Origin of the sequence: Polyangium jinanense, assembly GCF_028435265.1 — a bacterium.
GTDB classification, from domain to species: Bacteria; Myxococcota_A; Polyangia; order Polyangiales; family Polyangiaceae; genus Polyangium; species Polyangium jinanense.
In genome coordinates this window covers 63,829-79,186 of record NZ_JAGTJK010000055.1, presented here as the reverse complement: position 1 = coordinate 79,186, position 15,358 = coordinate 63,829, and the positions used below count along the sequence as shown (strand labels likewise).

General features: G+C 69.7%; 11 protein-coding genes. 7 read left to right on the top strand and 4 right to left on the bottom strand.

Annotated features, from left to right (window positions below; translation table 11 throughout):
* Window positions 1-148 precede the first annotated feature (148 nt).
* Together KEG38_RS46360 and KEG38_RS46355 are read right to left on the bottom strand one after the other, a co-directional pair.
* Window positions 149-1,813 (bottom strand): TolC family protein, encoded by a 1,665-nt coding sequence (locus KEG38_RS46360; protein WP_272427235.1) that lies wholly within the window; start codon window positions 1,811-1,813, stop codon window positions 149-151.
* A gap of 121 nt (window positions 1,814-1,934) precedes the next feature.
* Window positions 1,935-3,545, bottom strand: a complete 1,611-nt coding sequence (locus KEG38_RS46355; protein WP_272427233.1) for a hypothetical protein — start codon at window positions 3,543-3,545, stop codon at window positions 1,935-1,937.
* Window positions 3,546-4,373: 828 nt separating this feature from the next.
* Here KEG38_RS46355 and KEG38_RS46350 point away from each other — a divergent pair.
* The 7 genes from KEG38_RS46350 (at window position 4,374) to KEG38_RS46320 (ending at window position 13,082) form a co-directional block, all read left to right on the top strand.
* A complete protein-coding gene (locus KEG38_RS46350; RefSeq protein ID WP_272427232.1) occupies window positions 4,374-4,829 on the top strand; it encodes a hypothetical protein in 456 nt (151 codons plus the stop codon).
* A 208-nt stretch (window positions 4,830-5,037) separates the two neighbouring features.
* Complete coding sequence (locus tag KEG38_RS46345; RefSeq protein ID WP_272427230.1) at window positions 5,038-6,840, top strand: c-type cytochrome; 1,803 nt, start codon at window positions 5,038-5,040, stop codon at window positions 6,838-6,840.
* Window positions 6,841-7,047: 207 nt separating this feature from the next.
* The gene (rpsD, locus tag KEG38_RS46340) at window positions 7,048-7,659 is read left to right on the top strand and encodes a 30S ribosomal protein S4 (RefSeq protein ID WP_272427229.1); all 612 of its coding nucleotides are present in this window, start codon (window positions 7,048-7,050) and stop codon (window positions 7,657-7,659) included.
* A 386-nt stretch (window positions 7,660-8,045) separates the two neighbouring features.
* A complete protein-coding gene (locus KEG38_RS46335) occupies window positions 8,046-9,938 on the top strand; it encodes a hypothetical protein (protein WP_272427227.1) in 1,893 nt (630 codons plus the stop codon).
* A 118-nt stretch (window positions 9,939-10,056) separates the two neighbouring features.
* Window positions 10,057-11,700 carry an aldehyde dehydrogenase family protein gene (locus tag KEG38_RS46330; protein ID WP_272427225.1) on the top strand — a complete coding sequence of 548 codons (1,644 nt, stop codon included), beginning with the start codon at window positions 10,057-10,059 and terminating at the stop codon, window positions 11,698-11,700.
* 3 nt (window positions 11,701-11,703) lie between these two features.
* A complete protein-coding gene (surE, locus tag KEG38_RS46325) occupies window positions 11,704-12,492 on the top strand; it encodes a 5'/3'-nucleotidase SurE (RefSeq protein ID WP_272427223.1) in 789 nt (262 codons plus the stop codon).
* An 11-nt stretch (window positions 12,493-12,503) separates the two neighbouring features.
* On the top strand, window positions 12,504-13,082 hold the full coding sequence (locus KEG38_RS46320; protein WP_272427221.1) for an adenine phosphoribosyltransferase: 579 nt from the start codon (window positions 12,504-12,506) through the stop codon (window positions 13,080-13,082).
* 356 nt (window positions 13,083-13,438) lie between these two features.
* On the opposite strand, the gene dapE is transcribed toward KEG38_RS46320, so the two are convergent.
* Both dapE and KEG38_RS46310 read right to left on the bottom strand, forming a co-directional pair.
* Window positions 13,439-14,521 (bottom strand): succinyl-diaminopimelate desuccinylase, encoded by a 1,083-nt coding sequence (dapE, locus tag KEG38_RS46315; RefSeq protein ID WP_272427220.1) that lies wholly within the window; start codon window positions 14,519-14,521, stop codon window positions 13,439-13,441.
* Window positions 14,518-15,345 carry a 2,3,4,5-tetrahydropyridine-2,6-dicarboxylate N-succinyltransferase gene (locus KEG38_RS46310; protein WP_272427219.1) on the bottom strand — a complete coding sequence of 276 codons (828 nt, stop codon included), beginning with the start codon at window positions 15,343-15,345 and terminating at the stop codon, window positions 14,518-14,520. The genes dapE and KEG38_RS46310 overlap by 4 nt, the downstream gene beginning before the upstream one ends.
* Between the last annotated feature and the right edge of the window lie 13 nt (window positions 15,346-15,358).

Sequence of the window (15,358 nt, the reverse complement as noted above, 5' to 3'; positions counted from 1 at the left end):
CGCGGGTCTTGCCACGGCCTGTTCGATGAACTGCGCATCGCGCAGTTCATCGACCCCGAGTCCAGCGCTTGCGCTGGTCCGGGGTGAAGGGGGCGGACAGCCCCCTTCTGGGGTGCGGGGCAAAGCCTCGCGCCGTGGCAGCAACCTCTTAGGGGTTCTTCGGTGCCGTGGAGGCCTTTTCCACGTCGCGTCCCGTCGCGTGTTCGAGTCGCGTGCGGGCCACGAGGATCCCGACGCGCGCGTCCACGCGGCGCAAGCGCGCGCGCGTGAGCTCGGCCTCGGCGTCGACGAGCGCCACGCCCGTCGCACGCCCCGCACGGAAGAGCTCGTTCTGCACACGCAGCCCTTCCTCCGCCGCAGCGAGCCCACGATCGGCAGCGTCGATGTTCGCCTCCGCGCGCTTGAGCTCCGCGTAGGCCGACGCAACCTCGACCTTGAGCCCCTGGAGCAATTGCTCCTTCTGCGCGGCGATCTGCTCCACGCGCGACTTCGCCTCGGTCACGGCAGGGATCGCCGTGAGCGTGTCGTTGATGGTCCAGGAGAGCCTGACGCCCGCATTCCATGTGAACCGGAACTCGTCGGCCTGCGGGAAGACGCGCTGGTTCGGGTTCTGGTACTGCCCCTCGGCAAACCCGTCGACGCGCGGGAAGTAACCCGCACGCGCCAGCGAGACCTGCTTCTTCAGCGAGTACTCCGTCTCGTCGAGCGCGCGGATCTCCAGCCGCCGCGCAAGCGCCTCGTCCTGCAGCGCCGCGAGCTGCACCGTGCTCGGCTCCGCCGACGCATGCAGCACGTCGACGCCGATCGTGAGCGGCTTGCCAGCCGGGAGCATGAGCGAGATGCGGATCTGCTCCTCGGCAAGCGACGCGAGCGCATCCGCGTCGGCCTGCACCTGCTGCGCAGACGCGACCTGCGCTTCGAGGCGCAGCACATCGGCCTTCGAGATGAGGCCCGCCTGGAAGGTGAGGTTCGCGTCCTTGAGATGCGCCTCGGCCTGCGCCACGGCCTCTGTCGCGACGACAGCGCTGCCCTTGGCGCGGACCCAGTTGAAGAACGCGACCTTCGCGTCCGCGGCGATCGTCAACCCCTCGGCCTCGAGCTCGATCCGCTTCGCGCTCTCGGCGTGCGAGGCGGACGCGTAGCCCTGCGAGATACGCAGCACGTAGTCCGAGATCGGCAGCGCGATCGACGCCGTGAGCGAGTACGAGTTCAGGAGGACAGGGAACGAGAAGCCCGGCGTCTGCACCGCGGTGATCGGCGTGCCCGCGATGTCCGTGACGCAGTTGCCCGAGAGCGGGGGCGGGCACGGCCTCGACACGAGGGGCCCTTGCTGCACGGGGATCACCTGCGGGTTCGCCGGGTCCAGGTTCGTGCCGACATAGGCGGTCGACGGCGCGCCGAGCACGTTCTGGACCCGGGAGAGGCGCGTGTAGCCCGCGGCGACGGTGACCTGCGGCAGGTAGTTGAGGAGCGCCTGATCGACACGCGCCGCGGCGGCGCGGAGCTCGGCCTGCTTGACGCGGAGCGACGGGCGGGTGCGAAGCGCGATGCGCGCCGCCTCGTCCGGTGTCAGGCCTCCGGGCTGGGGCGCGAGGGCCTCGGCGATGCGATCGGCCGCGGGGGGAGGCGGCGCAGGCGCGGCCGCGGGGGCGGGGGCGGCCGGCGCGGGCGGCGCGGGCTCGCGCGCAGGTTGGGGTTGCGCGAGGGCCGCGGCGGGGGCGCCGAGCAGCAGGGCGAGCGTGCACGCCGTGAAGGCGCGGTGGGCTCTCCGGGGCGAGGACGAAGACGCGAAGCGGGAGACAGAGGACGTCATGTTGACCCGCCGGTCACTTATGGGCGCTCGCCTCTCCCGTCAAGCGCCCATGCACGACTTTACATTCGCGGCATCACGCCGGGGCCACGTGGATTCGTGACCCCCGGGTCGTGACGCTTCTTCAGCGCATGTACGCCGGCGTGGCCACGGCGCTGCGGCACTGCCAGTTGAAGCTTCGCATGTGCGGCGCGCGGCCGTTTTGCTTGAGCTTCGCCACGAGCCCGCCGACGGCGTTCGCGAGCGAAGCATCGTGCGAGTAGTGGTAGGCCATGGCCATGACGTACGCGGCTTCACCCCAGTGCTCGTTGTCCGGGTCTTCTTCGCCCCGGCCCGTTCCGCCTTCGCCCATGAAGTAGTAGGGCTTGCCCGAGCTGTCCATCCCTTCGCGCGCGATGGCGCGGCCGAGCTTCACGATCGACGCGTGCACCTGGTTCTCGCGCTGGCCACCGCGCTCGCTCGCGTAGAGATCGAGGCCGTCGGCGAGGATGGCGCTCATCCAGGGGCTGCAGCCGAAGTACCCATACCCCTCGCCATGCGCGCCGGCGTGATGGGCGAAGCAGCGGGCATTCGAATCGCCGTAGCCCTGCGGATACGTCGCCTGGACGTCGAGGTAGGCGTCGACCGCGTTATCGGCGAGCTCCTGGAAATGGGCGCTTTGATCGTCGGAGACCATCATCGCGTACGTCATGTCGAGCAGGTAGAAGCCCGCATGGCGCTCGGTCCAGAGGCCCGTGTCCTTCCCCTTGTACCGGGGCTTCCAGATGGAAGCCATTCGATCGGCCACGCTCTCCGCGGCCTCGCGGAAGCGATCGTCGCCGGTCAGGAGGTAATGGATCGCGAGGTTCTGGCTATAATGATACTTCGGATCGTTCGCCTTTTTGGGAATGCCGATCTCCAGGTTCTTCCCGCTGCCGGAGATGCCGGCGCGGTAAAGCGCGGTCTCGGCGTAAGCCGTGCGGAGCGTCTCGACGTCGCCCCGCCGCGCATAACCCCGGTAAAACGTGGTGCCGCGATCGTAGAGCCAGACCGCGGGGTCGCCCTTCTTCGGGAGGAACGCGTCGACGTCGTGTTTGTTGTAATCGCAGACCTTCGCCCAGCCGTCGTACGGCGAGCCTGCGGTCTCGGATTCCGGGGCGATCGTGCCCATCACGCCACTCTTCGCGAGCCGCTGGGGCGAAAGGAGCGCATACACGCGCGGCCCCAGCGTCCCGTCCGCGTTCACCAGCGTCTGCTGCACGGGGACCATCGAAAGCGCGCCGGCCTTCGAGCGCTCGCCCACGATCACGCGGAGCTCCGTCTCGCCGGCCACGGCCACGTCAACCTGGATCTGCACGCTCCGGAGGCTCCCGTCGGCATGACGGGCGAGGCCGCGGCGCGCGAGGGGCAGGTCGCGGCCCTCGTGCATCACGCGAACCATGGATTCCTCGAAGAGCTCGCCGGGGGCGAGGGGAATCGCGAAATTGACGCGCTGGGTGCCGGTGTGGCCCTGTGCAGGGACGAGGCGCACCGTCTCGGCGCGCGGCGACGAAAGCGCGCTCTCGGCTTCGTCGGTCTCCTCGGTCTCGGCGGTCGCGACGGTGTCTTCCGCGACGTCCTCGTCGCTCGCTTCGTCGTCGGCCGTATCGCTCGTGGAGTCCACGTCGCTCTCGGCGGCCTCGATCTCGTCATCCAGGACGACGTCTTCGGAGGCGACACACGAGGCCGTGGAGGCGGCGAGGAGGAGGGCGAGCATAGAAATGCAAGAATTGGAATGATAACGGTGCATGGGTGCGCCTTTCAAAGGAGGTGTGCGAATGGCCGAGCCGGGCCGACGCGGTCGCCGCGAGGACGAGGGCCAAACGAAGGATGCCGGTGCGCGCTGGAAGAGGCCGAATGAGGCCGGCGCGTCAATCGGTGTCGGTCATGGGCAATTGAATGACAGGCAGCCGGGACGTCGTCGAGATATTTAATGGGAATGGCACGACGCTGCGGGGCTGCGCATTACCATCCTCCAGCTTTATTTTGGAAAGCGGCCCCACGTGAGCGACGTGGTTTGCCGGCACTCGCGGCATTCGTGGCTGGCAGGCGTACCCGGCGCGCGCGGGAACCGTGCGAAAACTGCGCGGAATCCCACCGGACGCGCGCCAAGGCCCCCTCCGCCCGCCCGGAGTTCTGCTTGGCGCCCTCCCCAAGACCCCTCCGGACGCGCCGACCTCTCTTTGGTGCCCCTCCAAAGACACCTCCGGACGCGCCGCCCCCTCTTTGGCGCCCCTCCAAAGACCCCTCCGGACGCGCCGACCTCTCTTCGGTGCTCCTCCAAAGACACCTCCGGACGCGCCGACCTCTCTTTGGTGCTCCTCCAAAGACACCTCCGGACGCGCCGACCCCTCTTTGGTGCTCCTCCAAAGACACCTCCGGACGCGCCGACCCCTCTTTGGTGCTCCTCCAAAGACACCTCCGGACGCGCCGACCCCTCTTCGGCGCATTCGCGCCCCTTTTTCCGCCTCCGACATATCGCGCGATTCTGTTTGCGTTTTCGCTCACCCGACGACATCGAGAAGGCGAAGCCTTGGAGGTATCGATGCCCGTCCAGACCCATCGGCGCCCGGAGCTACGCGGGTCCGTCGTGAAGTTGCTCGAAACCCTCGTTCCCGCCGTGCGGGACGGAGGCGAGGTGCCCCTCCTCTCGATCGTCGAGAGCGTCGCAGGTGATCGATTGAAGCCCGAGGTCCGCAAGCAGCTCGAAGCCCGCGGCAACGCCGTCTTCCGCCGCGAGGGCGACGCGACGCGTTTCCTCAACGAAGGCCCCGCGCTGCGCATCCCCCTCAAACGATTCGACCTCCGCATCGCCGCCCGCGTCTCCGGCGATGCCCGCCTCGTCGAAGGCGGCGCCGCCCTGTCCTTCCGCGGCGCCGAGACCCTGAGCGCGAGCAAGTTCTTCTTCTCCGTGCGCCTCGAAGGCATCGAAGCCACCGATCAACGAATCGTCGTCGACATGGAGGGCGACTCCTTCGACCAGGTCTTCGAGCTGGTGTGACATCCGCGTCATAGCGGCGCCGGCTGGCACACCAGTTCTCGCCCAGCGCGAACCCTCCTTCACGGGCGTACGCGCCTCCCCCCCGAGTGCAACCCCGCATCCCGATTGAGGTTCCGTTTCATTCACGCGCAGTTGGCGCGCGAACCGGAAGTGGCGAGAATTCGACAAGGCTTGGCTTCTTATTTGCCAAGCGAAGCGCGGAGGCCTCATGCGAACCCATCTTCGACGCCCGCTCGCCTTGCTCCTCGTCTCCCTCGCCGGCGCCAGCATCGCCGCCGGATGCTCAGGCATCGACGACACCTTCGTCCCCAACAAGGACATCGCCGTCGCCGCCGTTTCGCCGCCTGCCATCTCCGGTGGCACCCTCGCCATCGCAGATGACGGCAAGACCGCCGTCGCCGCCGACCCGGACCGCGACGTGGTCTGGATCGTCGACCTCGAAGCCCGTGCCCTGAAAGCCAAGGTCACGCTCGAAGAAGGCGACGAGCCCGGGCGCGTGGCCATCGACAACGAAGGCCGCGCCCACGTGGCCCTCCGCTCGGGCGGCGCCGTGGCGTCGATCGACGTGGCCGGCGGCAAGCTGATCGAGCGTCGCCAGGTCTGCGCGACGCCGCGCGGCATCGCCTACGAGGCCGAAAACGACCGCCTCCACGTGGCCTGTCAGACGGGTGAGCTCGTGACGCTGCCCGCGGGCGGCGGCGCAGCGACGCGCGTGCTGAAGCTCGAGCGCGATCTGCGCGACGTGGTGGTGCAAGGCGACAAGCTGCTCGTGAGCCGCTTCCGCTCGGCCGAGGTGCTCGTCGTGGGCATCGACGGCAAGATCTGGCAGCGCGAGGCGCCGGCCAAGGTGAAGACCTTCGATCCGTTCACCGGCGGGGATTCGCACTTCGAGCCGGCCGTGGCGTGGCGCATGGTGTCGCGGCCGAGCGGCGGCGCGATCATGGTGCATCAGCGCGGGACGGCGAACGCGGTGGTGATCGAGCAGCCCGGCGGCTACGGCAGCGGCGGCGGCTGCGACGGGAGCATCGTGCAAACGACGGTGACCGAGGTGGAGCCCGGCGACGAGACGGTGCCCATCGTGATCCCGCCCCTCGGCGGCGCGTCGCTCTCCGGCTCGGCCCTGCCCGTCGACATCGCCGTCTCGCCGAACGAGAGCGACGTGACGATCGTCGCCGCCGGCAACAACGCGATCCTGCGGACGTCGCGGGCCTCGATCGCGGCCAACCAGTCGACGGGCTGCGATCCTTCGTTCGCCGAGCCGGTGCCCGGGCAGCCGATCGCGGCGCAATACTGGGCCGGCGGAGAGCTCGCCGTGCAGCTGCGCGAGCCCGCGGCGATCTACCTGCCGGGCACGGGACAGACGATCGAGCTGCCCGGCGAGAGCCGCCGCGACACGGGGCACGACGTGTTCCACCAGAGCGCGACGGGCTTCAACTCGCTCGCGTGCGCGTCCTGTCACCCGGAGGCGATGGATGACGCCCGGACCTGGAACTTCAACCCGATCGGTCCGCGCCGGACGCAGTCGATCCGCGGCGGCATCCTGGCGACGGCGCCGCTGCACTGGGACGGCGACATGGAAGACCTCGGCCACATCATGAGCGAGGTGTTCGTGAACCGCATGGGCGGCCAGCCGCTCGGCCCGCGTCAATCGCGGCTCGTCGGTCGCTGGATCGACGCGCAGCCGGTGCTGCCGAAGGCCGAGGTCGCCGACACGACGGCGGTGGAGCGCGGCAAGGAGCTCTACCTCGACGCGAAGGTCGGCTGCGCGACCTGCCACAACGGCGAGAAGCTGACGAACAACGACTGGGCCGACGTGGGCACGGGCAAGGCCTTCCAGGTGCCGACGCTGATGGGCATCGCGGACCGCGCGCCCTTCATGCACGACGGCTGCGCCGCGACGCTGCGTGACCGCTTCAACCCGGCCTGCGGCGGCGGCGACAAGCACGGCGTGACGTCGCACCTGACGCCGGCGCAGGTCGACGACCTCGTCGCGTACCTCGAGACGCTCTGAGAACAGTGGGGGCTCGGCCCTCACGTCTCACGCCCACGAAGCTCCGGATCCGGAGCACCTCCCGCCCCCTCCCCGCTCGCCCAACCCCCCCTCGGAACACCGCGACGAACGTCTTTCCGGCGACCATCGCGGCGCACGTTTGTCTCGCCCACAAATGAAAACGATTTTCATTGTCATTTTCATATCGGAGCGGTAGCCTGGGTTTCCATGAGCCGCTACACAGGTCCCCGCGTTCGCGTGATGCGCGCCCTCGGCTGCGATCTTCCGGGGTTTTCGCGCAAGAAAATCGATCGACGTCCGTACCCGCCAGGTCAACACGGGCAGGCGCGGCACAAACTCTCCGAGTACAAGCTCCGCTTGATCGAGAAGCAGAAGCTTCGCTTCGGTTATGGCGTCTCCGAGGTGCAGCTCCGGCGCCTCATGGTCGAAGCCGGGCGAAGCCAAGGCGCCCCCGGCGACAAGCTCGTCGAGCTGCTCGAACGACGCCTCGACAACGTGGTGTTCCGCGCTGGCTTCGCGCGCACGATCCCCGCAGCACGGCAGCTCGTCTGCCACGGCTTCGTGCACGTGAACGGGCGGCGCGTCGACATCGCCTCGTTCCGGGTCGACCAGGGGCACACGATTTCCCTCGTGCCCAGGGTCTGGAAAAACCCGCACGTGCTCTCCTCAGTCGCAGACGAGACGATGGAGCGCGCCTCGTGGCTCAACGTCGACAAGGCCGCGTTCAGCGCCACCGTGACGGCGCTGCCAGACGCCTCCTCGGCCTTGTTCCCCGTCGATGTGCAGCGGGTCGTGGAGTTCTATTCGCTCCGTCTCTGACGGGTGGGTTATGCGCGGGGCGTTGCCCCGCACCCCAGCAGGGGGCTGTCCGCCCCCTGCACCCCGGACCAGGCACGGCCTGGACCGAAAGCGGAAAAACCGCGCGATGCGCAGTTTTTCCGACGGCCCGTGGCAAGACCACGAACCTCCTCGCCAGCCAAGACAGCAGTGCTGCCGTACGTGCTGGGGACGTTTTCCCTGTCGACAGTGCGCATCGCGCACTGTCGCCCCGCGTCCAGGGCTTGCCCTGGTCCGGGTCGAGGGGTGGATAACCCCTCGTCGGGGTCCGGGGTGAAACCCCGGCGCGGCGCCCCCAAAACGCAAGTTTCTTGCGCATCCCGTCGGATCCTCGTCAGGAGCCGCGCGATTGGGTAGACTCCCGAGGCGTGAACGTCGAACAACGAATCGCGGCGCTGGAAGCGCTCCTTGAAAAGGTCCAGAAGAACGCCGCGTTGCCCCGGCCCGAGCGTGCCGGGATCGGCTCGCTCGCGGTGAAGCCGGGGGACGACGTGGTCGGCGCCCCGATCCCCACGCTCGCTGAGGCCGCGACGCCCATCGTCACGAAGAAGCCCGACATCGGCGACGACCTCTGGGACGAGGCGCCCGCGAAGGATGCGTCGCCCGCGAAGGGCGTGGCCATCGCAACTCCGCTGGGCACGCCGAAGACGCCTCCGGCCAAACCCGCGCCCGTCACCACGGCTGCCAAACCTGCCGCCGTGCCGGGTCCGAAGCCGATCGCGCCTGTCACCACGGCTGCCAAGCCGGCCGCCGTCACGCCGGCCGCCGCCAAGCCCGCGGCCATCCCTGGCCCGAAGCCGATCACGCCCGTCGCTACGGGCGCGAAGCCGGCCGCGACGACGCCCGCTCCCACGAAGCCGGCCGCGCTGCCCAAACTCACGACGCCCACCGCGACGCCCATCGCCACGAAGCCGGCCGTGCCGGTCGACGAGCTCAAGAGGACGCTGCCCGGTGTCGGCGAAGGCGAAGAGGCCGGCGACTCGCGTCCGCCGCCGCTCCAGGACTCCGACGCGATCACCGCGCCGCTTGCCCTGGCGCCGGAGCAGATCGAGGCCCTCATCGGGACCGGTCCCGCGGCTGCGAAGAAGCCGGAGACGAGCACGGGTTTGCCCTCTGCGATCGAGGAGGACGGCGACGGCGAAGATGCCGAGCCGACGAAGCTGTTCGAGCCCGCCTCGACGTCGAAGCCGAGCGCCGCGCTCGTCGCAGCGCTCGCGAAGTCGGCCGAGCCGGAGAAGAAGCCCGAGCCCGAGCAGGCACAGGAGCCCGTCCTCGAAGCGAAGCCCGAGCCGGAGGCTGTCGTCGAGATCGAGGCTGCCGCGCCCGAGAAGAAGCCCGAATCCGAGAGGAAGCCCGCGCCCGAGAAGAAGCCCGAGCCCGAGGCCGTCGTCGAGATCGAGGCTGCCGCGCCCGAGAAGAAGCCCGAGTCCGAGAAGAAGCCCGCGCCGGCCAAGAAGCCCGAGGTGGAGACCGAGGAGGCTTCGATCGAGCTCGGTGCCGCGGAGCTCGAGCCGAAGCCGGAGCCGGAGAAGAAGCCGGTCGCGAAGCCGCCGCTGCCGACGAAGAAGCCCGAGGTCGAGAAGAAGCCCGTCGCCGAGACCAAGCCGCCGGTGGAGAAGAAGCCGGTCGTCGTGGCGAAGGAGCCGGTCGAGACGAAGCCGGAGCCGGAGCCGAAGAAGGGTTTGCCCGGGTGGCTGCTCGTCGCCGCGGCTCTCTTGCTCATCGGCGCGGGTGCGTTCGTCGCGATGCAGAAGGGCTGGATCGGCGGCCTGCCCGGTGGGACGCAGCCCGGAAACACGGGCGGCTCCGTGACGCCGACGCCGACGCCCACGCCCACGGAGACGGTGAAGGCTGCGCCGACGCCCGCCACCGCGGAGACGGCGCCGGCGCCGTCGGACAGCGCTGTGGCCGCTCCGCCCGGGAGCGCGTCGGCCGCGCCCGCGGGCAGCGCTTCGGCCGCACCCGCGACGAGCGCCAGCGCCGCGCCGACCACGGAAGCTCCGCCGGCGAAGGATCCGGCGACGCTGCCGGCGACGCGCGGAATCCTCACCGTGAGCTCGAACAAGCAGGCGCTCGTGTTCTTGACCGGCAAGCTGGTCGGCAACACCGGCGAGGCGCTCGAGGTCGACTGCGGTCCGAAGTTCATCCGGCTCGCCGATATGGGCGAGACGAACCCGACGAAGGCCAAGTGGCTCACGCCGGGTCAGTCGGCCGTGATCAACTGCCAGAAGGCGAACACCGTCACCATCAACGTGCCGTGAAGGTCGCCGCGAGAGCGGCGCACCATCGAGGAAGCCTCGAGGCCCCACGCCTCGGGGCTTCTTCGTTTCGAACGCGGGTGGGGCAGAGCCGCAGATGGAATGGTAGGCTCCGCGCCGCATGGACGTGCAGCAAGATGGGCAAGCGGCCGAGGCGCAGGCGGACGCCCCGGAGACGAACGAGACGAACGAGACGAGCGCAACGAGCGCGCCTCGAGCGACGCCGGCGACGGACGGGGCGAGCGGCCCCTTCCCCACGCAAAGTCCGCTCGATGGATCCGCCCTGCCGGCCGTGACGGCGACGTCGCCGAGCGAGATCCCGGCGCTCGCGCGCAAGGCGCGTGAGGCGCAAAAGGCGTGGGCCGCGAAGACGGCGCGCGAGCGGGCGAGCGTGATCGCGCCCGTGAAGCAGCGCATCCTCGCGCGCGCCGAGGAGATCGCGAACCTCGTGCATCGCGAGTGCGGCAAGCCCGTCGAGGAGGCGGCGCTCGCGGAGGTGCTGCCGAACGCAGACCTCGTCGAGTACTGGACCGACGCGATCGAGGAGCTGCTCGAAGGCACGATGGTCGAGTTCGATCCGCTCGCGTATCCCGGGAAGCTCGGCCGGATCCACAAGGCGCCGCGCGGGCTCGTCGGGCTCATCACGCCGTGGAATTACCCCGTGGCGATCCCGCTGCGGACGATCGTGCCGGCACTGCTCGCGGGCAACGCGGTGCTGTTCAAGCCGAGTGAGATCACGCCGCGGGCCGGCGCGCTCGTGGCGTCGTTGTTCGAAGGGCTCCTGCCGGACGGGCTCCTTTCGCTCGTGCAAGGCGGCGGAGACGGGGGCGCGGCGGTCGTCGATGAAGCGGACATCGTGGTGTTCACGGGCAGCGTGGCGACGGGCAGGCGCGTGGCAGTGCGCTGCGCGGAGCGGCTGATCCCGTGCTCGCTCGAGCTCGGCGGGAAGGACGCGGCCATCGTGCTCGCGGACGCGCCGATCGAGCGGACGGCGAACGGCATCGTGTGGGGCGCGTTCACGAACGCGGGGCAAAACTGCGCGTCGATCGAGCGCGTGTACGTGGATCGGAAGATCGCGGACAAGCTCGTGCCGCGCCTCGTGGAGCTGACGAAGAAGCTCGAGCCGGGCCGCGATACGGCCGTGCTGACGACGTCGCGGCAGTGCGACATCGTGCGGCGTCACCTCGCCGAGGCCGAGGCCGCCGGCGCCGAGGTGCTCGCAGGCGGCGCGCCCGAAGCGGGATCCCTCGCGTTCGCGCCGACCGTCGTGAAGCTCGATCGCGAGGACACGCCGCTGCTCCGGGAAGAGACGTTCGGGCCGATCCTGCCGATCGTGCTCGTGGACGGCGCCGAGGACGCGATCACGCGGGTGAACGCGTCGACGTTCGGCCTGACGACGAGCGTGTGGACGCGGCGCGTGGGCGCGGCGCACGATCTCGCGCGGCGTCTCAAGACAGGCGTGGTGACGATCAACAACCACGGGTTCACGGCGGCCGTGGCCGCGGCGCCCTGGACGGGCACGGGCGAGAGCGGGTACGGCATCACGAACAGCCCGCACGCCTTGGCCGAATTGACGCGCCCGCAGTTCGTCCTCGAGGACCGCAACAAGGCCGCGCGCGAGCTCTGGTGGTACCCGTACACGCCGGTGCTGCGCAAGATTGCCTTCGCGATGGCGCGCGCCCGGGGCGGCGCGGGCTTGTTCGGCCGCATCGCGGCGGTCTTCGAGCTCGTCGCCGCACTGCCGAAGCGCCTGCTCGGAGGATGACCCGTGGAGGACTCTCGCCCGCTGATCCTGCTCTCGAACGACGACGGCTTCGCCGCGGAGAACCTGCGCGCGATGCACGAGGCGCTCGCCCGGCACGGTCGCGTGATCGTGTGCGCGCCCGAGGTGAACCAGAGCGCCACGAGCCACTCGCTCAGCCTGCACCGGATCCTACGGCTTCGTAAGGTCTCGGAGGACGTGTTCGCGATCGACGGGACGCCGGCGGACTGCGTCTACGTGGCGATGCACTCGAACGGCCGGGTCTTGCCGCGGAAGCCCGATCTCGTGGTGTCGGGGATGAACCACGGGCTCAACCTGGGCGTCGACGTGTTCTACTCGGGCACGGTCGCGGCCGCGCGCGAGGCAGCGATGCGCGGCGTTCCGGCGGTCGCGGTGTCGGCCGACGCGAAGGCCGATCGCGCCGCGGCCGCTGCGATCGGAGCGCGGATCGCGATGGAGACGCTCGCAACCTTCCGGCGCACGCCCACTCCGCGCGCGCCGCTCTTCAACGTGAACGTGCCGCCGGGGAATGCGTGGTCCGTTCGTCCCACGAAGCTCGGCGCGCGGCTCTACACGGAGAGCGTGATCTTCCGGGAGGATCCGCGCGGGCAGGAGTACCTGTGGATCGGCGGCGGCGGCGTGCGGCACGATCACGTGCACGGCTCGGACACCGAGGCCTTCGACGAGGGCGCGGTGGGAGTCACACCGCTCACGCTGGATCTCACGTCGCACGAGCACCGCGACCTCTGCGTGGCGACGTGCGCAGCCGTTTCCCTCGGAGAACGCGAAGGCTAGTCTTCTCCGCAATGACGACCACGTTCGATCCCGACAAGCTGCCCGGGGCGCATGCGCTCGCGTACCTGCAATCGAAGCTGCGGGACGTGCCCGACTTCCCGAAGCCCGGCATCCTGTTCAAGGACATCACGCCGCTGCTCGCGGATCCACGGGCGCTGCACATCACGATCGATCTGCTCGCGGAGCGATTCATCGGCGAGCGCATCGACATCGTCGTGGGCATCGAGTCGCGCGGGTTCATCTTCGGCGGCGCCGTCGCGACGCGGCTCAACGCAGGCTTCGTTCCCGTCCGCAAGCTCGGCAAGCTGCCCTGGAAGACAGATCGGCTGACGTACGCGCTCGAATACGGCGAGGCCGAGCTCGAGATGCACATGGATTCGATCCCGAAAGGCGCACGCGTGCTCGTAGTCGACGACGTGCTCGCCACAGGCGGCACGGCGAGCGCAGCAGCCGAGCTCGCGCGCAGGCAGGGCGGGACCGTCGAGGCATTCGCATTCGTCGTGGAGCTCGATTTCCTCGCAGGACGATCGCGGCTCGACAGCGAAAACACGCGGCCAGCCGTGTACTCACTCGTGCACGTCGACGGCTAGGCTGAGGGCCGCCGCGCCGGGGCGCTGCCCTGAGGCGCCGCCGCGCCGGGGCGCTGCCCCGGACCCCGCGGGGGCTATCCGCCCCTCGACCCGGACCAGGGCAAGCCCTGGACCTTTGGTGGAAGAACTGCGCTGCGCGCAGTTCTTCCAACGGGCCGGTGGGACGGCGTTGCCAGTTGAAATGGCAGCGCGGCTGTCTTGGTTGGCAGGGTCGTCGCTGGTCTTGACTCGGCCTGTTCGATGAACTGCGCGCAGCGCAGTTCATCGACCCCGGGTCCAGCGCTTGCGCTGGTCCGGGTCCAGGGGCGGACAGCCCCGGTGGGGCCTGGGGCAACGCCCCAGCGAAACGCCCCCAGCTACCGCCGCCCGATCGCCTCGAAGAACCGACCGAGGATCGCGCGACCTTCCACGAGCAGTGGGATCGACGTCCACTCGTTTCGCTGGTGCGCCTGCGCGTTCACGCCTGGGCCCCAGTTCACGGCGGGCACGGAGAGCGCGGCGAACCGCGCGACGTCGGTCCATGCCTGCTTTGCCTCCACGCCGGCTACGCCTGCGTCCTTGAGTGCGACGACGAGCGGGTGCGAGGCGTGCGGCGGCGCGGATGGGGAGAGGTCGGTCCACTCGATCTTTGCGCGGCCTGCGACGAGCGCTTCGATCTCGCGTTGCGCTTCGGCGATCGACGTGTCGGGCGAGAACCGGTGGTTCAGGTTGAGCGTGAATGCGTCGGGCACGACGTTCCGGCCGCGGCCGCCCTCGGCGAGGGTCGCGGACGTCACTGTGCGGTAGACGAGACCATCGAGGATCACCGTGCGCGGCTCGCGCGCGCCGAGCTCGGTGAGGAACGGGCCGGCCTTGTGGATCGCGTTCTCGCCTTGCCACGGCCGCGCGCTGTGCGCGGTGCGCCCCTCGAACGTGAGACGCGCGTGGATCGAGCCTGACGCGCCGAGGCTGAGCTTGTTGTCCGAAGGCTCCATGCAGACGGCGAGATCCACGGCCGTCGCCTCGGGATCGTCCGCGAGCACGCGGCCGAGCTCGTTCTCCGCGTATGGGCCTTCTTCACGTGCGTAGAAGATCAACGTGAGATCCGTGCCTGCGATCTCGCGCGCCCCGTGCTCCAGGAGATCGAGCATCAGCGCCAAGCCCGACTTCATGTCCGAAGCGCCGGGACCGTAGAGCTTGTCGCCCTCGACGCGCGGCGGACCATCGTGCGACGTGCGCACGACGTCGAGGTGCCCCGCGAGCGCGACACGCGGCCCGCCCGTGCCTCGCGTGACGGGCACGACGATCGAGTCGCCGTGACGGCGCGGCGGCGCGGCGAGCGACGCGCGGGAGACACGCTCCATCACCGCGTCGGCGATCAGGCGCTCCTCCCCGATCGGCGAGGGAATGTTGCAGAGCCAAAGAAGTGTCTCGACGAGCCTCGCCTCGACCCCGCTCATACCGCCACCGCGAAGTCCCGGAGCGCTGCGTTCAGCGACACCTTGCGATCGGTCGACTCGCTGCGCTTTCCGATAATGAGCGCGCACGGTACGCCGAACTCGCCCGCCGGAAAACGCTTCGGCCGCATGCCGGGGATGACGACGCTGCGCGCGGGGACGCGGCCGCGGTGCTCCACGACCTCGGAGCCCGTGACGTCGAGGATCGCCGTCGACGCCGTCAGCACGACACCCGCGCCGAGGACCGCCTCGCGCTCCACGATCACGCCTTCGACCACGATCACGCGCGACCCGACGAACACGCCGTCCTCGATGATCACCGGCTGCGCGCTCGGCGGCTCGAGCACGCCGCCGATCCCGACACCGCCCGCGAGATGGCAATCGCGGCCGATCTGCGCGCACGATCCCACGGTCGCCCACGTATCGACCATCGACCCCGCGCCCACGCGCGCGCCGATGTTCACGTAGCCCGGCATGAGGATCGCGCCCGGCTCGAGGAACGCGCCGTAGCGCACCGTGCCCGGCGGCACGACACGCACGCCCGCGGCTTCGAGGCCACGCTTGAGCGGGATCTTGTCGTGGAACTCGAGCGGCCCCGCCTCCATCACCGACATCTTCTGCACGGCGAAGTAGAGCAGGATGGCCTGCTTCACCCACGCGTGCGTCACCCAGTTGCCCTCGGAGACGGGCTCGGCGACGCGGAGAACGCCACGATCGAGCGCGTCGATCGTCTGCAGGACGGCGCGCTCGTGCTCGGGATCCTTCAGGAGCGAACGATCGGCGAAGGCGGCCGAGACGAGCGGCGCGAGGGAATCGGCGAGGTTCATCCCGGCCGACTTA